Source organism: Bacillota bacterium (genome assembly GCA_013177945.1).
GTDB lineage: Bacteria > Bacillota > DSM-12270 > Thermacetogeniales > Thermacetogeniaceae > Ch130.
The window spans coordinates 1-20,335 of record JABLXW010000008.1; the positions used below are offsets into that span (position 1 = coordinate 1).

The 20,335-nt window shown below is 54.5% G+C and carries 16 protein-coding genes; 7 read left to right on the forward strand and 9 right to left on the reverse strand.

Annotation, left to right across the window (positions count from 1 at the left end):
• Positions 1-418: 418 nt before the first annotated feature.
• From HPY58_04990 to HPY58_05005, 4 genes are all read right to left on the reverse strand, one after another.
• Entirely contained in the window at positions 419-2,908 is a 2,490-nt protein-coding gene (locus HPY58_04990) for an NTP transferase domain-containing protein (protein ID NPV29010.1), read from the reverse strand.
• Positions 2,909-4,237, reverse strand: coding sequence for a glycosyltransferase family 4 protein (locus tag HPY58_04995; protein ID NPV29011.1), 1,329 nt, complete (start codon positions 4,235-4,237; stop codon positions 2,909-2,911).
• 55 nt (positions 4,238-4,292) lie between these two features.
• Positions 4,293-4,751: a CBS domain-containing protein gene (locus HPY58_05000; GenBank protein NPV29012.1), complete on the reverse strand. Its 459-nt coding sequence runs from the start codon at positions 4,749-4,751 to the stop codon at positions 4,293-4,295.
• Positions 4,752-4,858: 107 nt separating this feature from the next.
• A complete protein-coding gene (locus HPY58_05005; GenBank protein NPV29013.1) occupies positions 4,859-5,254 on the reverse strand; it encodes a carbohydrate-binding protein in 396 nt (131 codons plus the stop codon).
• Positions 5,255-5,861: 607 nt separating this feature from the next.
• On the opposite strand from HPY58_05005, the gene HPY58_05010 reads away from it, so the two are divergent.
• The 7 genes from HPY58_05010 to HPY58_05040 are packed head-to-tail and all read left to right on the forward strand — an operon-like array spanning position 5,862 to position 14,645.
• Positions 5,862-6,512 (forward strand): corrinoid protein, encoded by a 651-nt coding sequence (locus HPY58_05010; GenBank protein ID NPV29014.1) that lies wholly within the window; start codon positions 5,862-5,864, stop codon positions 6,510-6,512.
• A 1-nt stretch (position 6,513) separates the two neighbouring features.
• On the forward strand, positions 6,514-7,686 hold the full coding sequence (locus HPY58_05015) for a hypothetical protein (protein ID NPV29015.1): 1,173 nt from the start codon (positions 6,514-6,516) through the stop codon (positions 7,684-7,686).
• A gap of 59 nt (positions 7,687-7,745) precedes the next feature.
• The gene (locus tag HPY58_05020) at positions 7,746-8,429 is read left to right on the forward strand and encodes a DUF1638 domain-containing protein (GenBank protein NPV29016.1); all 684 of its coding nucleotides are present in this window, start codon (positions 7,746-7,748) and stop codon (positions 8,427-8,429) included.
• 42 nt (positions 8,430-8,471) lie between these two features.
• On the forward strand, positions 8,472-9,266 hold the full coding sequence (locus HPY58_05025) for a methyltetrahydrofolate cobalamin methyltransferase (GenBank protein ID NPV29017.1): 795 nt from the start codon (positions 8,472-8,474) through the stop codon (positions 9,264-9,266).
• 47 nt (positions 9,267-9,313) lie between these two features.
• Positions 9,314-11,155, forward strand: coding sequence for a DUF4445 domain-containing protein (locus HPY58_05030; GenBank protein ID NPV29018.1), 1,842 nt, complete (start codon positions 9,314-9,316; stop codon positions 11,153-11,155).
• A 14-nt stretch (positions 11,156-11,169) separates the two neighbouring features.
• Positions 11,170-12,960, forward strand: coding sequence for a histidine kinase (locus HPY58_05035; protein NPV29019.1), 1,791 nt, complete (start codon positions 11,170-11,172; stop codon positions 12,958-12,960).
• Positions 12,961-12,986: 26 nt separating this feature from the next.
• Positions 12,987-14,645, forward strand: coding sequence for a response regulator (locus tag HPY58_05040; protein ID NPV29020.1), 1,659 nt, complete (start codon positions 12,987-12,989; stop codon positions 14,643-14,645).
• A 171-nt stretch (positions 14,646-14,816) separates the two neighbouring features.
• Here the strand turns inward: HPY58_05040 and HPY58_05045 are convergent, their stop codons facing one another.
• The 5 genes from HPY58_05045 to gatB all read right to left on the reverse strand — a co-directional run bounded on the left by HPY58_05045 (position 14,817) and on the right by gatB (position 20,324).
• Positions 14,817-15,818: an isocitrate/isopropylmalate dehydrogenase family protein gene (locus tag HPY58_05045; GenBank protein NPV29021.1), complete on the reverse strand. Its 1,002-nt coding sequence runs from the start codon at positions 15,816-15,818 to the stop codon at positions 14,817-14,819.
• Positions 15,819-15,843: 25 nt separating this feature from the next.
• Positions 15,844-16,344 carry a 3-isopropylmalate dehydratase small subunit gene (locus tag HPY58_05050; protein ID NPV29022.1) on the reverse strand — a complete coding sequence of 167 codons (501 nt, stop codon included), beginning with the start codon at positions 16,342-16,344 and terminating at the stop codon, positions 15,844-15,846.
• Positions 16,328-17,614 carry a 3-isopropylmalate dehydratase large subunit gene (locus HPY58_05055; protein NPV29023.1) on the reverse strand — a complete coding sequence of 429 codons (1,287 nt, stop codon included), beginning with the start codon at positions 17,612-17,614 and terminating at the stop codon, positions 16,328-16,330. The genes HPY58_05050 and HPY58_05055 overlap by 17 nt, the downstream gene beginning before the upstream one ends.
• Before the next feature lie 13 nt (positions 17,615-17,627).
• Positions 17,628-18,794, reverse strand: a complete 1,167-nt coding sequence (gene nifV / locus HPY58_05060; protein NPV29024.1) for a homocitrate synthase — start codon at positions 18,792-18,794, stop codon at positions 17,628-17,630.
• 90 nt (positions 18,795-18,884) lie between these two features.
• Positions 18,885-20,324 (reverse strand): Asp-tRNA(Asn)/Glu-tRNA(Gln) amidotransferase subunit GatB, encoded by a 1,440-nt coding sequence (gene gatB / locus HPY58_05065; protein ID NPV29025.1) that lies wholly within the window; start codon positions 20,322-20,324, stop codon positions 18,885-18,887.
• Positions 20,325-20,335: the final 11 nt, after the last annotated feature.

A 20,335-nucleotide genomic window follows, 5' to 3' on the forward strand; every position in this document is an offset into this window, starting at 1 on the left:
TCTACCTGGACATCACCGAAGGAATCGCCAACATCAAAGGGATGATCACCGGCTACGTTCCCGAGGATCTCCACGCCAGGCACAGGAAGCACGCCCCGCCGGCGCCGGGCAAAGGGGTTGCCACGGAAGGGTAAAGTGCCCGGCGAGCCGGAGTGGAAACTGCAATAATCTAGTAGGAGGAGCGGCTAGCCCCCGTCCTTTAACCCCACCGTACGTACCGTTCGGTATACGGCAGTTCACCAAGCTCCGGTCAAACTTATCAGGCCCTGGGCTTCCCGGCAGGCGTTGCCCAGGGCTCTGTTCACTGGCCCATGAGCCGTTCGCCAGGGTCCCTTACGGGCTGGGCATACTGGTGGGCCGGGTCTGAACCACCGCGATGGATACCTTACCTTAAGCCAACGGCTACTGCAGCCGAATTCTATTTCGGAAAACTATCGGGAACCGGAGGCCGGCAGATCTCTTCGATCTTCCGGGCATACATCTCCGTCAGGGAATCGGCGATTTCCTGGCTGAAGGCTTCACTGTAGATCCGGCACCGGGGCTCGTCGGCATCGGGGAGGATGAGCGCCCACCCTTTGGGATGGTGCATTTTAATTCCATCCAACATTTCCACCTCGCCCTCCCCCGCCTCCTCTGCAAGGGTCCTGAGGACCTTTCCTTTGTCCTCCCAGCTCACCTCAACGTCCCTGCGTGCTGTAGCGAAAGCGGGAATTTCACCCAAAATTTGGGACAGAGGCCGGCGTTTTTCGGCGAGAAATTCCGCGATTACAGCAAGTGTCGCCAGGGCGTCGCCGTAAAGGAGAAACTGGGGGCGGCGCTCCTGGGTGCGGCGCACCTCCTCCTCCAGGAAGGTTTGCATCAGCGCCCAGGGAGCCGTTTTTGTGCGCCGGATCCTGCCCCCCCGGCGCCGTGCCATTTCCTCTACGGCATCAGAGGCTGTCACAGGCAAGGCAAGGGTCGCCTGTTCGTTCCCGCTCAAAACGATCAGGGAAATCAGTGAAGTAAAGAGATCCTCCCGGACAATGCACCCCTTCTCGTCGACAAGGACAAGTTCTTCGCCGCCCGTATCAAGGACGGCGCCGAAATTCGCCCGCTGCTCCTTCACCACATCCCCAAACTGCTCGGCTGTCTTCAGCATTTCGGCAAAGGTCTGGGGGTATTTCCGCGGCGCCGCAAAGGTAACGAGCTCGCACCCCAAAGCCTCCAAGAGGGGAGGAAGCAGGGCGCCCAGCCGCTCGGGATCGTAGTCAACAACAATCCTGATCCGCGCCCGCCTGCAGAGGTCGCGGTCTAAATACTCCAGCAGGTGGTTGAGGTAGGAACGGCTCACATCAGGCACATATTCGGCAGGGGCAATCCTGGCAAGGGGAACGAAGCGGTATTCCTCCCTGCTCAGCATTCCTTCCACCTTGCGCTGCTCGCTGCGAGCATAGTCCGCCCCCTGCCCGTTAAGAAAACGAAGGCAGACCTTTTCTCCCCCCTGGTGGCAGATGTGGACCCCTCCCTGCAGCTGGAGGGCGCGTACTCCGTAGCGGTGCACCGGGAGGGTGAGGCTTCCGAAGTCAACGACACCGACTCCGGTGGACATTAAACCAGCAAGCACCGCGTTCTTCACCATTTGGGTTCCCGGACTGCCGTCTGTACCTAAAGAAAGCCGGGCCGGCAAACTTACCACAGAACCCAGGGCGGCCCCCAGACGGGCCGCGAGTTCGGGGCCGACTTCTGTGTTGAGATCCCCGCTGATCCCGCGCGAGCCGAAAACACAGGGCCGGGCATGATTCCCCCAAACCAGGCTGGAGCGGAGGCGCGTCCCTTTTTCAAGCCATTTCTCCGGCCAGATCTTGACCCCTGGTTTAAGCACACTCCTCTCGCCCACTACCGTCCGGTCTCCGACTGCAGAACCCTCCAGCAGAACGGCCCCCATTTTCACCCGTGCCCCAGTCCCCACAACGGCCCCTCGCAGCTCACAACCCTCCCCCAGCCAGGCGCAATCCCAAACCACGCTTCTCTTCAGAGAGGCACCCTTCCCTATCCGAACCTCCCGGCCCAACACGGCAAGAGGCCCGATCTGAGCGGCGGGACCGATTACACACCGCTCTCCAATATATACGGGAGGAGTGATTTGGGCTTTGGGATCGATTTCTGCTTCCCCTTCAACCCAAACACCAGGTGCAACCTCTGTTGCGGGTATTGGAAGTCGCGTTTTTCCTTCCAGCAGGTCGTAGTGCGCCTGGAGATAGGCCTCGATGTTGCCGACGTCGCACCAGTAGCCCCTCGTTGCGAAGGCATATAAGGGCTTTCCCGCGGCCAGTAAGCAGGGGTAGAGATCCTTAGAAAAATCCACCATTTTCCCCGGTTCGATAAATTCCAGAATTTCCGGCTCCAGAATGTAAATCCCGGTATTAACGGTATCGCTGAAAACCTCCCCCCACCCCGGCTTTTCCAAAAAGCGGGTGATTTTTCCCTCTTTGTTGGTCACGACAACCCCATACTCCAGCGGGCAGGCCACCCTCGTGAGAACCAGGGTGGCGAGGGCCCCTTTTTCCCTGTGGAAGTTCATCGCCTCTTGCAGGTCGCAGTCGGTGAGGGCATCCCCGCTGATCACGATAAACGTTTCATCTAAAAAGGACGCAGCGTTTTTCACGCTTCCTGCCGTTCCGAGGGGAGCCTCCTCGATGAAGTACCTGAATCTCACGCCAAACTCCTCTCCGGCACCGAAATAGTTTTGGATTTCCTCCGGCAGGTACTGCAGGGTTACCGCAACTTCGTGAATTCTGCACTTGCGCAGCAGACTGACGATATGCTCCATGCACGGGCGGTTTAAAACCGGCACCATCGGCTTCGGCCGCTCGCAGGTGAGGGGCCGGAGGCGGGAACCTTCGCCTCCCGCCATGATCACCGCCTTCATTCAACATCTCCCCCTTGATGCAGAACTTGCCTGGCTTTCGTAGGCCTCCCGGATCAGATACCCCGGCACGGCATACCTCCCGGTGCTGGTAATCTCCTCCCGGATCTCCTTCAACTTATTGATTCCTGCAAGCCGGGAATCGGTTTTCCAGGCGCTTGCCTCATAGTCGTCTTTGACCTCGGCGTAAACCTGCTGCGTCCGGCGCGCGATCTCCCGCCAGGTGTAAAGCTGGTGCAGGTCCCGGTAAGCCCGAACTGCAAGGCAGGATGCGAATTCCGGCTCGTGCAGGAGGCGCAGGATGCCGTCCGCCAGAGAGTTAGGGTTTCCGGGATAGCACTTCAGGCCGTTCTCTTCGTGCCTGACGATTTCGGAAAGGCCGCCCACATCGGAAACGACAACGGGCGTCTTTGCGGCCATCGCTTCCAGAACAACCATTCCGAAGGGCTCGTACAGGCTCGGGAAAACGGCCACGGCAGCCTCCCGGTACAGGCAGTCGCGGGTCGCGTCGTCAATGTAGCCGGTGAAATAAACTCTCTCGTAAATTCCCAGATCCTTTGCCTTATTCTTTAAATAATCTTCAGCGGGGCCCCGCCCGGCAACGATAAACTTCACCTTCGGGTAGTAGGACAAGACCTTTGGAATGGCGTCGAGGAGAATGTGGACCCCCTTTTCCTGAACAAGCCTCCCCACGAAAAAAACGATCTTTTCATCGGGAGCCGCATAAAAATCCCTTGAAATTATCTTTTTCGTTCGCTGGTACCTGCCCAGATCAACCCCGTTTGGGACAACCCGGATTTTGTCTCCCGGCAACTGAAAGATCCTCTGGAGCTCTTTCTGCATATAATGGCTGCAGACGATGACCCGCCAGGCCTCATAAGTCAGCCACCACTCTACATCGCTGATGTAGCGCTGGAGGTCGTTGTGAAGCCCCTGGTTCCGCCCGTATTCGGTGGCATGAATTGTGGCGATCAGCGGAAGTTTATAGGCGTGCTTAAGGGCGCGCCCCGCGTAGGCAACAAGCCAGTCGTGGGCGTGAATCAGATCGAAGTCGGCGAGGGAATTAACCAGAGACACCGCGTACTCGACCATACTCAAATTAAGCTGGAGGATCCAGGTCAAAAAGTCCAGGGCAGGAAGGTTGTAAGGATTGACCCGGTAGATGTGCACCCCGTTAACCATCTCTTTTTCCGGAGCCTCCGGGGCCGCACAGGTGATCAAGTGAACCTCTTCTCCCTCCCGGGCAAGCGCCGTTGTCAAATCGTATACATGCTGGGCAAGACCCCCGACGCTCCGGGGGGGGAACTCCCAAGAGAGCATGAGTATCCGCATCTTCCTTGCATCTCCTCGGTAACCTTTAATGGGTTGCAGTGAGATGGGCCAAAACTCAACGCGCCCGCGCTTCCTTATATTTTTCCTCCAGGACCCTGAAGACGTCAAAACGGGTTACCATTCCCTGGAGTCTTCCCGCTTCCACAACAGGAATCTGGTTGATCTTTCTTTCCATTAACAGAGCAACAAGTTTACAGAAGGGAGTATCGATAGGGGCGGTGACCAGATCCCGGCGCATGATCTCCCCAACCTGAATGCGGTTAATCCGCTCCAGAACCGCCGCCGGGTCAAGAGACCGCTCCGGGTAAAGCGTGCAGTCAAGAAACCGCACGCAACCGGGAAAGAGTGCGCGCAGGAGGTCGGCGGAGGTAACGATTCCCAGCAGGTGCCGGTTTTGATCAAGAACAGGGATGCCTCCCTGGCACGTTTCTAAAAAAAGATTAAAAAGAACCGCCCCGGGTTGATCGGGAGCAGCAGTGGCGAGCTTGCGGGACATGAAGTCCTTGGCCTGCAAAAAAACTTCTCCTTTCGGAAGTATTTTCCCATCGGCACTCCCCTTTTATGCATCAGAACTTCGGAAAAGGCAAAGGAAATCCCTACGCGCAGAAAACCGGTAGGGATTTAAACCTGCATTCCTGTATGCACTTCCAGACTCCAGTTGCGCCCGGCGTTGTTGTCCCAACGGCCGGCATCATCCCGAAAACAGAAATTCAAGCGGCTCTCGTCTTTAACCTCAAAGGTAACCTCCCAGCTCCCGTTGGTTTTCTCTAGAGGCAAATCGGCAATATACCGCCAGTTGTCGGCGGGCCCGTAACCCATATGCAGGTAAATCTCCCGGGCGCCCGCCCGGGCTAAAGGCCCCTGATACTTAATGGTGATGTCCTCACCCAGGGTAACCGGAACTGGGGCCACCGTTACTCCCCCCTCCAGTTCCGAAACAGATCTCGCCTTTTTGTTAAGTTCTTTCCTGGCCGGCCCTCTTTCCGGACAGCAACGCCCTCCACGCCGCCGGAACATCTTTCCACCTCCTCGCTCCTGAACCCTTTCGTGATTTTTGTTGATTTCTAGCTTTAGTATGCAAAAACTCAAGGGGAAACTATGCCTGGAAACTTGTGCCAACATCCCGCTTGCAGTTCAGATAAAAACTTCTACATTTTCTACATTGCCGAGTTCGGAGGCGCACTGTAGAATTGCCCCCTCCCCAGGCCCAAGCTGGCCGACCTGGATATCGGGGACAGCCCCGGTGCTACCACGGTCTGAAGCAGCAAGGGCAACAGGTAACGGGAGGGCTGGTGCCGACGGAAGGCCCGGGCGCGGGGACCCGGCGGGGCAAGTATGCCCGGTCAGTCCACCACGATTTACAGTAAAAGAATTTAAACCCGAAGACAAAAATTTCACCTCTGTCAGTTTCTAGAAAATCGAAGGCACTTGCTACCAGTCAAAAATCCCCCACCTATCTCAATTATTTAGAATTGTTCCTCTGTTTTCTCGCTTTTATCATGAAAGATAAAGAAATAAAAGGACCGAAGAAAAATAACTAAAGAGGGGGTGAAGAGAAAAAAGAATCAAAAAGTCCTTTCCAAACTTGCCTTTAGAAAATACTGAAAAGGGGAGGAAGTTGAAAATGAATGAAGAAAGATTTTTTGAGAAAATTTCTGAGGCCGTAATTCGCGGAGAAAGCGAAGCCGTTGTCGCAGCAGTGAGGGAAGCCCTCGAGGCAAAGATAGATGCCTTCAGTATTGTCGAAAACGGTCTAACAAAAGGAATGGACGTAGTTGGCGAAAAATTTGAAAGACAGGAATTTTTTCTGCCGGACCTGCTTATCGCGGCAAACGCTGTAAAGTCGGCCATGGAAATTTTAAAACCCCATCTTGCCACACGTTCTGCCGGAAAGGAAGCGGTAGTTGTCATTGGAACCGTTGAAGGAGATATTCACGACATCGGCAAGAACCTCGTTGCCTCAGCGCTGGAAGCGTCAGGGTTTAAAGTCATCGACCTGGGTGTCAACGTGCCTCCTGCCGAATTCGTTAAAAGCGTGAAGGAATACAACCCGGATATAGTAGCCTGTTCCGCTCTCATTACGGCAACGATGGTAAATATAAAAGATGTTATTAATGCACTAAAAGAGGCCGGTGTGAGAGATAAAGTCAAAATTATGGTAGGAGGAGCGCCTCTTTCCAGGGAATTTGCCGAAAGCGCCGGAGCCGATTACTACGGACGAACGGTCCGGGATGCAGTCGTTATTGCGAAAAATATCGTGGGGGAGGGGAACTGAAATGAAAATGACCCCAAGAGAACGGGTGCTTCGTGCTATTGAGGGCAAAAGTGTAGACAGAACACCGGTAGATTTCGGCGGTTTTATCTCCGGGATTGTAGAAGGCTCCAAAAATAAAATTGCCGAAGGGCCCCCTTATGGAATCAGGGCCCTGTACGAATATTGCGGCATCGAAGATTATGAAGAGCCGGTTATTTCGCCGATTCTTAGTGATGTCGCAAACATCGATGAACGCCTTCTCGTCAGGCTCGGTGCCGACATCAGACATGTTTTTACAGGGTCGCACCCGGTGGAAAAACTCCCCAACGGAAATTTGCGCGATATGTGGGGTATTATCTTGCAGCCAGCGGGATTTTACTGCAGTGTACCTGACCCGCTCACCCCGCTTCGAAGCGCCACAACGATAAAAGAGATTGAGGAATACCCTTACTGGCCCGATCCGAAAGATCCTGTTTTTCTGGAAGGGGTTCTCGAACAGGTTAAAACACTCCGGGAAACCACGGATTACGCAATCACTCTTTTCCCTGGGTACGCAGGCTTAATCTTCCATACATATGCATGGCTTCGTGGATTTGACAACTGGCTCATGGATATGCGGCTCAACCAAAAGATATATTTTGCTTTAACTGAAAAAATAACAGAAGTTGCTCTCTCAGTGCTAAAAGAGGTGCTTCCGGTTATAGGCCCCTATATCGACATCATTCTTTACGCTGACGATATGGGAATGCAAACCCAGCCGTTTATACCCTTAGACATGTACCGCAAGTTCGTAAAACCCTGGACCAAGAGATGGGTAACTGAAGTCAAGCGCATGGTTCCTCACGTAAAAGTCCTGTACCACTGCTGCGGCTCTATCTTCGATTTCATTCCCGATTTCATTGACTGCGGCATCGATATTATCAACCCGATCCAGCCTCTCGCCAACAAGATGGAGCCGTGGCGGCTAAAGAAAGAATACGGAGATCGGATCTGCCTGCACGGCGGCATCGACATCCAGCGCCTGGTAAACTTCGGCACACCCGAGGAAATTAAGAAAAGGGTCAAGGAAACGCTCGCGATTTTTGAAGGCAGCCGCTATATCCTTGCCTGCTCTCACAACATTGAACCTGAAACTCCCCCGGAAAACATCGTTGCGGTTTTCGACGCCGCAATGGAATACGCCCGGGGAGAGTAAAAGGGATTCTACGGGGGCCGGCTGCGGCCGGCCCCTCAAAAAGTTTCCGGGGGTAAAAAATGGAACAAAAGAATGTCGTACTGGTTATTTGCGAGACCCTGGCTCCGGAAATCGAAGATAAGGTGCCTCCTCACGTGGAAGTCAACGTAATTGAGTTCGGCCTTCACCTTTTTCCTAAAGAGCTAAATAAAAAACTCCGGGACATCTTAGGCGCGCTGGACCGCGAAGGAAAGTGGGATTTAATCCTGCTCGGATACGGCCTGTGTTCCGAGGGCGTGGTCGGCTTAAAATCGGAAAAAAGCAAAATCGTGATGCCCAGGACTGATGACTGCATCGCCATCTTTCTGGGGTCCACCGAGGCGTATAAAAAGGAGTTAACCAGGGACCCGGGAACCTATTACTTAACCAAAGGCTGGATAGAGCACGGGGAGGACCCTTTATCTATTTCTACGCGCCGCCATCAATGGACAAAAAAATATGATGAACAGACCGCCCAGTGGGTGGCACGTGAAATTATGAAAAATTATACGAGAATCGCCCTGATCGACACCGGGACTTACGAATTGAGTCCTTACATAGCTTACGCCAAAAAGGTTGCAGAGACCTTTGATCTAAAATTTGAAATTATCCCGGGCTCCCTGTTTCTGCTGGAGAAGCTTCTGCACGGGCCCTGGGACGACAATTTCCTTGCGCTGGAGCCCGGCCAGGAGATTACCAAAGAAATGTTTTTGCCAAAATATTAAACCGGAATTTAATTAACTTTAATACCTGGAGGTTGATGGTCGTTGCTGATTATCGGAGAAAAACTGAACAGCACAATTCCGCGGGTACGCGAGGCCATTAAGACTAAAGACAGGGCGTTTATTCAGGAACTGGCCCGGCAACAGGTTGCAGCAGGCGCCGAAATGCTCGACGTAAACACAGCAATGGGCGTCGAAAACGAGCCCGCCGACATGGAGTGGCTGGTGCGCACGGTGCAGGACGCGGTTGACGTGCCTTTGTGCATCGACAGCACAAACCCGGAGGCAATTAAGAGGGCGCTCCAGGCTCACAGAGGAAAGGCAATGGTCAACTCGATCTCGCTGGAAAAACCGCGGTTGGAAGGGATTCTCCCCCTGGTCCTCGAATACGGCTGTTCTGTAGTTGCCCTGACGATGGATGAAAGAGGGATCCCCGATTCGTCTGCCGACAGAGTCGCGCTGGCCGAACGCTTCCTGGAAATTGCCGAAAAGACGAACCTGAACCTGGAAGACGTTTACTTTGATCCTTTAGTCCTGCCGCTCGCCGTGAACAATAGAAACGCACTTACATTTTTTGAAAGCCTTGCAGAAATCAAACAGCGCTTGAAAGCACGCACGATTTCCGGCCTCAGTAACGTCTCCCATTCCCTGCCTAAAAGGAGGTTGATCAACCGGTACTTTTTGGCGATTTGCATGAGTTTGGGCATGGATGCCGCAATTCTGGATCCGCTGGATCGAAAACTCATGACCGCGGTTGTCACCACCAACCTGTTGTTAAACAAGGACTTTATGTGCCAGGGATACCTGAAGGCTTACCGTGCAGGATTTTTAGAAGAATAAACGAAAAAATATCATGACTGGCCTTATATTTGTTGAGGAGGTCTTTTGTGAAAAACTTTAAGGTTACCTTTCAACCGGCTAACCTGGAAATAAGTATGCCTGAGGGGGCCACGATCAAGGAGGCCCTCGAAAACGGGGGGTTATACTTCGACTTCCCCTGCGGGGGGAGAGGGAAGTGCGGCAAGTGCCGTGTACAGGTTTTAGAGGGGGCGGGTTTACCCACCCCCGTTGAAAGGGAGCACCTGGAGGAAAGGGAGATCGAAGAGGGGATCCGCCTCGCCTGCATGACCCGGATCCACGGAGACCTGATCGTCCGGCTTCCCTTCGAAAAAAGGCCGGAAGCAAAGATCCTCCAGATCGCCCCCGAAAAGGATGTAAAACTGCAACCCCGGATTCGCAAAGTCTACGCGGAGGCAGACCTTCCCTCCCTTAACGACCAGCGCCCAGACTGGGAGCGTTTAAAGGCGGGTGCGGGGCTAGGTGAACTCTCCATACCCCTTCCCCTGCTCCGCAAACTGCCCCAGATCGCCCGCGAAACCAGATACCGCATCACCCTGGTGCTGGAGGGAGAAAAGGTCCTCGGCCTCGAAAAATTCGATACAAGGGACAGGCTGCTGGGGATGGCCTTCGATGTCGGCACTACAACGGTCGTGGGTTACCTCATGGATCTCCGGACCGGCAAGGAATTAAGTGTGGCCTCAACGCTCAATCCCCAAACATCATACGGCGCCGACGTCATCTCGCGCATCACCTTTGCGAGCCAGGAAAAAACCGGCCTCGAAAAACTTCACAGGTCGATCGTAACGGCACTGAACGAACTCATCGGTGAAGCTGTAGAAAGGGCCGGCGCGGCGCGGGAAGACGTATATGCCTTAACTGTTGCAGGGAATACGTGTATGCACCACCTTCTTTTGGGGGTTGATCCGACCTATCTCGCGCTCTGTCCGTACGTGCCGGTGACGAAAGGGCCGTTGGTGTTCAGCGCGAAAGAACTGGGAATTGAAATCAACGACGGGGGACGAATTTACATGCTTCCCAACATTGCAGGATTTGTAGGCGCGGACACCGTTGCCGTCATCCTTGCAACAGACCTCGACCGGAGCAGGGAGATCAAGCTCGCAGTCGACATCGGAACGAACGGGGAAATCGTCCTCGGCAGCCAGGAAAGACTGCTCGCCTGCTCCGCCGCAGCGGGCCCCGCCTTTGAGGGTGCTCAAATCTCCTGCGGTATGAGGGGGGCAAAGGGAGCAATTGACCACGTGCGATTCGGAGAGGATCTGGAACTCTCGGTAATCGGAGGAGGAAAGCCTGAAGGGATTTGCGGATCCGGCCTGATCGATGTCGTTGCAGGACTCCTCGAGTGCGGCATTGTCGACCAAAGAGGAAAAATCCTCTCCCCCCACGAAATTGCTTCACCAAAAGCCGAAAAATTCAAAAATAACATCGTTCAGCACGACGGCGCCAACGCCTTTTTGCTTGTCGACGAATCCCAAACAGCCCACGGCGGGCCGATTCTCATTACCCAGCGCGACATCCGGGAACTCCAGCTAGCAAAGGGCGCCATTGCCACAGGAATTCAGGTGCTGATGGAGAAGCAGGGGATCGAAACGGCTGAGATCGCAGAGGTCCTCCTGGCAGGCGCCTTCGGGAACTACCTCAACCCGCGGAGCGCCTGCGCGATCGGCCTCCTTCCCCCGGCGCTGGCAGAAAAAGTAAAAGGGGTGGGCAACGCGGCCGGAACAGGAGCCAAGGCGGCGCTCCTCTCGTTTGACGAATATCAACGGGCGGCGCTGATTTCCGAATCGGTAGAATATGTAGAACTATCCGCATACCCCAATTTTAACTCCCTTTTCGCCGGCTCCCTGTCCTTTCCGGTGCCTGGAGATTGAACGGAGGGAGAATCATGGGAAGCGCCCCGGCAGCCGGCAAAGACATATTCAACGAAATTATTAATGCGGTCATTACAGGAGATTCCTTTAAGATCAAGTTGCTGGTGGAACAAGCGCTGGAAAAAGCCATAAAACCCGAGGCAATTATCAAAGAAGGTTTAATTCCAGGCATGGAAACGGTAAGTGCCAAATTCCAGAGTTCCGAATTTTACGTGGTTGACGTGATTGTTGCCGCGAACGCAATGCAGACCGGGGTCCAGGTTCTTAAAGAAAAATGCTGCAGGGAAAAAGCGTTTGAGGCTGAGAGCCGGGTTGTCATTGGCACCGTGGAAGGGGACATCCACGATCTGGGAAAAAACATCGTTGCGCTTACACTGGAGGGAGCAGGATATGAAGTCATCGATCTGGGGGTAGACGTCTCACCGGCTCAGTTTGTTGAGGCCATTACAAAATTTCACCCCGATCTTGTCTGCATTTCAGCACTGCTTACGGTTACCATGTTAAATATGCAGGATGTCATCGAAGCAATTAAAGAGGCCGGGTTGCGGGACAGAGTCAAAATTATCATCGGCGGAGCGCCTGTCACCCAGAGCTTTGCAAACAAGATCGGAGCGGATGCCTACGTAAAATACGGCACAAACGTAGTGCAAAAAGTAAGGGAGCTTCTCGAGGAAGAAAAGAATAAAAAGAGGTCTTCTCTTAGTTTCTCTTCCTTTGTAAACAGAAAACACCAGGAAATTTTTCAAAAGCTCTTTGATATTAAACCAGCCTTCATCGACGAGAGCGGTAATGTGATTTTGAAAGGAGAAGATTTTCCCACACCCTGCCGGGAATGCCGGAAATGGTTTCGGGAACACAGCTTCCGAGAAGAAAACGCGGCAATTCTCCTATGCTCCGGCGGCTTAGCAGTCATTGAAGCCTCAATTGAACTTGATCACGGAAAAACAGGAAAAATTAAGTGCGGCCCTTTCAGGTTAAGCACTTCCTCAAAAGACTGCACCCCGGCGATAAAAGAACTATCCCGCCTTGAACTCGAGAGGGTTCTAGCCGTCGTACGTCTGGTTGGGGAGCAAATTGGACACAAAGCAAGGGAGCGCCTGCTCGAAGCTCAAATTACAGAACAAAGAGAAAGCATCATTCGCTCTTTAAAATTCCAGGAAGAACTAAGAAATGCTCTCAACGAGGCCAACTACCGTTCCCTGCAGTCGCAGGTAAATCCCCACTTTTTATTCAACAGCCTGAACAGCCTGGCCCGGCTCGCAATGCTGGAAGAGGCGGAACGAACCGAGAAATTCGCCTACGCTTTATCCAGGACCCTCCGCTACATCCTCCGGAACATTAAGGGTACGGTAAAAATCGCCGAAGAAATCCAGATGATCCGTGATTACCTCTTCATCCAGCAGGTGCGGTTTTCCGATCGGATCAGCGTTAATCTGGAAATAGAAGACAGCGTCTCCGAGGGGAGGATCCCCTGCATGGTCCTGCAGCCGATTGTGGAAAACGCCATCATCCACGGCCTGGAACCCCTTGAAGGAAAGGGAAGGCTTGAGATCTCCGGGAAAAAAGAGGGGCAAACCGTTTTCTTCGAAATAACAGACAACGGCGTTGGCATCCCCCCACACAAGCTGAAAGAAATCTCTCACTTAAACATAAATCGCTCCGGCCGGGGCCACGCGACGGGCCTGGGTCTTGTCCACGTACACCAGAGGCTTCAGCATTATTTTGGTTCGAATTACGGCCTGGAAATCCAGAGCCAGGAGGGCAAGGGTACGTCGGTAAAAATTTACCTCCCTTACATCTGCTAAATATTCGCCAAAAAGGAGTGTTCTCGTTGTATTCCGTCCTGCTCGTTGATGATGAAATGCTGGAAAGGCAGGGCTGGAGGCGGATCCTGGAAAAGCACCGCTCCGGCTCCGTACGTGTAATCGGAGAAGCCAGAAACGGGAGAGAGGCAGTGGAACTGGCTAAAAAGGAGAGGCCAGATCTCGTTTTAATGGATGTAAAGATGCCCGGACTGGATGGAATTAAAGCCGGCAGGTTGATCAAGGAATTCCTCCCGGGAGTCAAAATCATCGTAATATCCGCGTATGACGAGTTTTCCTACGCCCAGGAAGCGCTCAAGTTCGGCGCGGTGAACTACCTTTTAAAGCCTGTTCAACCAGCGGAAATGCTCGAAATCGTCGACCAGCAACTCGGCATTCTGGAAAAAGAAAGAAGACAAAAGAAAGAAGAGGAATCGTTCCAGGCCATGTTCCAGAAAATTATGCCGTACCTCAAAATAGGGTTCATCTTTGAATGGCTGTCAGGAAACGTCAAGCTGGCGGACGAACTCCACGAGAGAGCGGAATTTCTAGGACTTAAACCCCTCCCCCAATTAGTGATGGTCGTAAACATAGACAACTTCCTCCGGCTAACTGCCGGCCAAAAAGAAATTGAACGCCAAATATTAAAGCAAAAAATATACCAGAAAATAACGGTGCTGGCCGAGGAATATCACCAAAGCCAATGCATTCCCCTTCAGGGCGACAAATACGGGGTGCTGATAATGCCGGAGAGGGGCGAAACCCCTGAGAAAGTGCGCCGGCGGGCAGCGCGTCTTGCAGAAACCATCAGGCGCGAAATAGAAAAAGACCCTTTTATTCCTGCAACAGTAACAATTGGGATCGGCAGAGTCTACACCGAGGGCACCGACCTTCACCTTTCATACCAGGAGGCCCTAAAGGCGCTCGAATACAAACTTTACACCGGCGGCAACCAGGTTATCCACATAGATGATGTTTTGCCTTTTGACGAACGGGTGCACTCCTATCCGTTCCCCCTGGAAAGGGAGCTGCTTTCCTGCGTCAGGATCGGCGACGGCGAACAGGCCCGGTACTGGCTGACCAGGCTCTTGAACGAACTCTTTTCAAAAACCAATAACCACCCGGATCTTCTTAAAACGCGGATCCTCGAATTGCTTGTCGTCCTTTCCCGCCAGGCGATCGAAAGTGGAGCCAGTTCGGAAGAGGTCGCCCGGCAAAACTTTAAATACACCCAAGAACTGTGGCAAAAAGAAGACTTAGGCGAACTCCATGAGTGGATCTTTGCTAAAGTAGAAAACTTGATCAAGCTAGTTCAAAGCGGCCGGGACATGCGCCAGCAGGATATTATGAAAAAGATTCTTGCTTACATTCACAGCAATTACCACCGCGACATCACCCTTGAAGAAGTTGCCGGGGCGGTTTTCCTCAGTCCGTGTTATTTGAGCCGGATTTTCAAACAAGTACAGGGCGTCAACTTTATCGATTATTTAACCAGTATAAGGCTGGAAAAAGCAAAAGTTCTTCTTCGATCAAGCGGCGAATCGATTGCCCAGATTGCCGGAAAAGTAGGGTACCAGGACCCTAAATACTTCAGCACCGTCTTCAAAAAACACGAGGGCTGCACCCCAAGCGAATACCGGAGCCGCCATTTTCCTTTGCAGGACCCGAGTTCGGCAGTTTCTCCCTAAGTTTCAGTGCCGCAGAATCCCTGGCCTTAAAACACCCAGGCGAGGCCCGGGAAATTGGAGAATGGTGCCGGACCTCGCCAGCTGCCGGGCCAGCGATTTGCAAAAGGGCATGGCCCAAAGGGCCCACCCAAAAAGAAAACTCCAAACAGCGCGCCCCTTTGAGCCGGCGGTTCAGAGCTTTTCGGCAATGGCCGCCGCCATTTCCGAGGTTTTCGCGGTTCCCCCCAGATCGTAAGTGAGGGATTTGCCTTCGTTCAAAACTTCTTCAATAGCCCTCATAATCCGGTCCGCAGCCCCAAGCTCTCCCAAATGCTTCAGCATCATGACTCCGGATAAAATCGTGGCAAGGGGGTTGACCTTGTCCATCCCGGCGTACTTTGGGGCGCTCCCGTGAACCGGTTCAAAGACCGCCGCCTCGTCGCCGATGTTCGCGCCCGGCGCAACCCCAAGCCCCCCGATCAGGCCGGCGCAGAGGTCGGAAACGATGTCCCCGTAAAGGTTGGGCAGAACTAAAACATCAAAATCCGCAGGGCTCTGGACGAGCTTCATGCAGAGGGCATCGATAATCCGGTCTTCAAACTCGATGTCCGGGTAATCCTTTGCCACTTCCCGGGCGGTTTCCAGGAAGAGCCCGTCGGTGCACTTCATGATGTTGGCCTTGTGGCCTGCAGTCACCTTTTTCCGCCCCTCCCTCCGGGCGAGTTCAAAGGCGAACCGGACAATCCGTTCGGAGGCGGGGCGGGTGATGATCTTGATGCTTTCGGCAGCATCCTTTCCGACCATGTGCTCAACGCCGGCGTACAGATCCTCGGTATTCTCCCGTACGACAACGAGGTCCACCCCTTCATAGCGGCTCCGGACGTTGGGAAGGTTCCGCGCCGGCCGCACGTTGGCATAGAGGTCAAGCTCCTTCCGCAGGGCAACGTTCACGCTGCGAAAACCGGTGCCCACCGGGGTTGTGAGAGGGCCCTTTAAAGCAACCTTGTTTCGCCTGATGGACTCCAGTACATGATCAGGCAGGGGAGTGCCGTACTTCGCAATTACACCTTCCCCGGCTTCCACAACCTCCCATTCGATTCCGACGCCTACGGCGTCGAGCACCAGCCGCGCCGCCCGCGTGACATCAGGGCCCGTCCCGTCGCCCGGAATCAACGTAACCGTATACTTCCTCAAAAGTTCTTCACTCCTCGCCCCTATCTTAATCTAAATTAAAGGTGCCGTACTTGCGAAAGTGAGGAACCAGACCCCCGTCGGCAAGAACTTTGAGCATGAAAGGGGGAAGCGGTTTGATCGGGATCTCCTCTTGCTTTGTGAGGTTTTTGATAACCCCCTTTTCCAGATCTACAATCAGTTCGTCTCCTCCGTCAATCCTGCTGGTGTCACACTCCACCACCGGAAGCCCCGTGTTAATTGCGTTCCGGTAAAAAATCCGGGCAAAGGATGAGGCCAGCACGGCTCCTACCCCGGCGTGAAGCAGGGCCAGGGGCGCCTGCTCCCGGGAGGAACCGCAGCCGAAATTGCGGCCTGCAACCACAAAATCCCCCGGCTGCACCTTGCGGGCAAAATCCGGATCCAGGTCTTCCATAACGTGGCGCGCAAGTTCCTTCATGTCCAGTGTTTTAAATTTATACTTCCCCGAGATAATGTAATCAGTGTTGATGTCATCCCCGAAGCGGTGCGCCCTACCCCGCAGTTCCACAACCGGAAACCTCCTTGGACAAAAACTCCCTGGGATCTGCTATTTCACCGGCGAGGGCCGAGGCGGCAACGGTGGCAGGAGAGGCCAGGTAGATAAAGGCCTTGTTATTGGCCATCCGCCCCTTGAAATTCCGGTTTGCGGTGGAAATCACGTTTTCCCCATCGGCCGGAATCCCGTTGTGGGTGCCAACGCAGGGGCCGCAGCCCGGAGTTACCACCGCAGCACCGGCGCGCACCAGGTCCTGCATCACGCCCTCCTCCATCGCCTCCAGAAAGACGCGGCGGGAGGCAGGTGCAACGATCAGGCGCACCCCGGGGTGCACCTTTCTTCCCTTCAAGATCCGGGCCGCAATCCGGAGATCCTCCAGCCGCCCGTTGGTGCAGGTGCCGAGCACCGCCTGCTGGATCGGGGTTCCTGCCACTTCGCTGACAGGAGCTACATTATCCACCCGGTGGGGCCTTGCCACCTGGGGCTCCAGCCGGCTCACGTCATACTCCAGGACGCGGGCATAGACGGCGTCGGGATCTGCCTTTGCCTCTTCGAAATCTTCCTTTCCGTGTTCTCTCACCCAGACCCGGACCTTTTCATCTGCCTCCATCAGGCCTGCCTTTGCCCCCATTTCGATCGCCATATTGGCGATGGTGAAGCGCGCCTCAACGGAAAGGGCCTGGATGGCCTCTCCCGTATATTCTGCAGCCATATAGGTGGCGCCGTCCGCGGTCACCTGTCCGATCAGATAAAGGATGAGGTCCTTCGCGTAGACTCCCGGAGGCAGGCGGCCGTGGCAGATGAATTTAATTGTTTCCGGCACCCGGAACCACATCTTCCCGGAAACCAGGGCGGCTGCCAGATCTGTAGATCCCACCCCGGTGGCAAAGGCGTTCAGGGCACCGTAAGTGCAGGTGTGGGAGTCGGCGCCGATCACCAGGGAGCCCGGCCCCACGTGCCCCTTTTCGGGGAGGAGCTGGTGGCACACCCCTTCGCCCACGTCATACAGGATCATCCCCTGCTTTCGGGCAAATTCCCGCATCAGGTGGTGGAGGGCCGAAACCCCCTCCAGCGGGCTGGGAGCGCTGTGATCGATCACAAAAGCGGCCCGCGCCGGGTCGAAAACCCTTTCTCCTCCCATTTCCTCGAAAACACGGATGGCTAAGGGCGCCGTCCCATCCTGACCCATCACAAAATCAACCGAGGCGACCACGAGATCGTGCGCGTAGGCATCCTGACCGCTTTTCCTGCTCAAGATCTTCTCAGCAATCGTCTTTCCCAAAAAACTCCTCTCCTTAATTCTTGTTCACTGCAATTTTCTTGATTTCGTTGAGATAGTCCTCGTAAATATAAACAAGCTCCTTGTCAAAGAGGGGGCGCTTGAGTTCTACAGCCGCCTTCCTGACCCGCGCCAAAATGTCGTTTGCTTCTTCCTCGGTCAGGCCTATCCCGTATTCTTCAAACTTTGCCTTGATCGCATTGGTGCCCGAATGCTTCCCGATCACGATCTGGCGCTCCAGACCCACCTCCTCGGGGCAGAAAACCTCGTAGGTGCGCGGGTTCTTCAGGGCGCCGTCGGCGTGGATTCCGGATTCGTGGGCAAACATGTTGGAGCCCACGATCGGCTTCCAGGCAGGAAGCTCCCGCTTCGAGGCAAGGGAGACGTACTCGGCCAGCTCCCGGAACTTCGCGGTCTTGAAATTCAGATCGATTCCCTGGAGATATTTTAAGGCCATCACCACTTCTTCCAGCGCCGCATTGCCGGCGCGTTCCCCCAGACCGATGACGGTTACCCCCACCCAGGTGGCACCCGCCCGCACTCCGGCCAGGGCGTTGGCGGTGGCCATCCCGAAGTCGTTGTGGGTGTGCATTTCGATATCAATCCCGACTTTTTCAATCAGATTCTTTACCCGTTCATAGGTGGTAAAAGGATCGAGAATCCCCACCGTGTCGCAGAAGCGCAGCCGGTCTGCACCCGCCTCCTTTGCCGCCTGCGCAAATTCCAGCAGAAACTCAGGATCCGACCGGGAGGCGTCCTCGGCATTGACCGAAATGTAAACCCCATGCTGCTTCGCAAACTCGGTCGCCCTGACCATGCTTTCCAGCACCTTCTGTCTGGTGCTCCGGAGTTTATGCTCAATGTGAATATCGGAGGTAGAGATCGAGATCGCGACCGCATCTACCCCGCACTCCAGAGAGGCTTCAATATCCTTGATAACGGCCCGGTTCCATCCCATGATGCTGGCGCGCAGACCCAGCTGGCAGATCTCCTTAATGGCCTCTTTCTCGTGACCCCCCATTACGGGAATCCCGGCTTCGATCTGGTCAACCCCAATGTCGTCAAGCATTTTCGCAATCCGGATTTTTTCGTGGTTGGAAAAGACGACACCTGCTGTTTGTTCTCCATCCCGGAGCGTGGTATCCACAATTTTAATATGGTTCACAGCTTCACCCCTCCCCATTGCTGTCCAAATCCCAAAACCATCCACAGCCAGGATGATTCGACCTTGTAGATTTCTTCATTCCTGGCCAAAAAACCTTCTGATATAATTTTACTGGATTTTCTCCTTGATTATTTTGTTCACCGCCTGAGGATTGGCCTTACCGCGCGTCGCTTTCATTACCTGCCCGACCAGAAAGGCCAGGGCCTTCTCCTTCCCGCTCCGGTAGTCCGCCACAACCCCCGGATGGGCGGCAAGCACCTCGTCCACCACCCGCGCCAGCTCTGCTTCATCGCTGATCTGGACGAGGCCCCTCGCCTCGACAATTTCGCGCGCCCTCTTCCCGGTCCGGAACATTTCCTCAAAGACGGTTTTCGCGATTTTTCCGCTGATCGTCCCCTCTTTTAAAAGCTCCAGCATCTCGACAAGGTGAGATGGCGTCAACTTCGTTTCCGCCACTTCGAGGTCCGAGGCCTTCAGGAGCCGCAGAAATTCGCCCATGATCCAGTTGCTGACCGTTTTCGGATCCGGGTAGCCGCGCACGCACGCCTCGTAAAAGTCGGCCAGCGGGCGGGAACTCGTAAGCACTCCGGCGTCATAGGAGGGAAGGCCGTATTCCCTGACAAAGCGCTGCTTCCGGGCCTCGGGAAGCTCGGGCAGCCCTTCCCTGACGCGGGCAATAAAATCAGAGCTGAGCACAATGGGAACAAGATCGGGATCGGGAAAATAGCGGTAATCCGAAGCTTCTTCCTTCGTCCGCATCCCTACCGTCGTTCCCTGCTCTTCGTCCCAGGCGCGGGTTTCCCTCACCACCCGGCCCCCCGCTTCCCAGATTGCGCACTGCCGGGCCATCTCCGCACTGAGGGCGCGGTGCACAGCCCGGAAGGAGTTCATGTTTTTGATCTCCGTTTTCGGATTTAAGACATTCGTCCCGACAGGGCGCACCGAAATATTCGCATCGCACCGGAGAGAACCCTCTTCCATTTTGCAGTCGGAGACATCGATGTACTGCAAAATGGCCTTCAATTTCTCCAGGAAGAGGCGCGCCTCCTCGGGAGACCTCAGATCCGGCTCCGTAACGATCTCCAGCAGCGGCACCCCTGCCCGGTTCGTATCCACCAGAGAGCAGTCCGCGTCTTCCCCTTCCCCGTGAATCAGCTTCCCGGCGTCCTCCTCCATGTGCACCCTTGTAATTCCAATGCGCCTCTTGACCCCCTCCACCTCCAGCTCAAGGTAGCCGTTCCGGCAGAGGGGAAGGTCGTACTGGGATATCTGGTAGTTTTTAGGCAGATCCGGGTAAAAGTAATTTTTCCGGTCGAACTTGCTGAAAGAAGCGATCTCGCAGTTCAAAGCAAGCCCCGTGCGAACGGCATACTCCAAAACAGCCTGATTCAAGACAGGGAGCACGCCGGGAAGCCCCAGGCAAACCGGGCAAACGTTGGTATTCGGTTCGCTTCCGAAAACATTGGGGCAGCTGCAGAAAGCCTTCGATTTCGTGCGCAGTTCCACATGAACCTCAAGACCGATTACGGCCTCGTATTCGGCCATCATTCGTCCCCCCT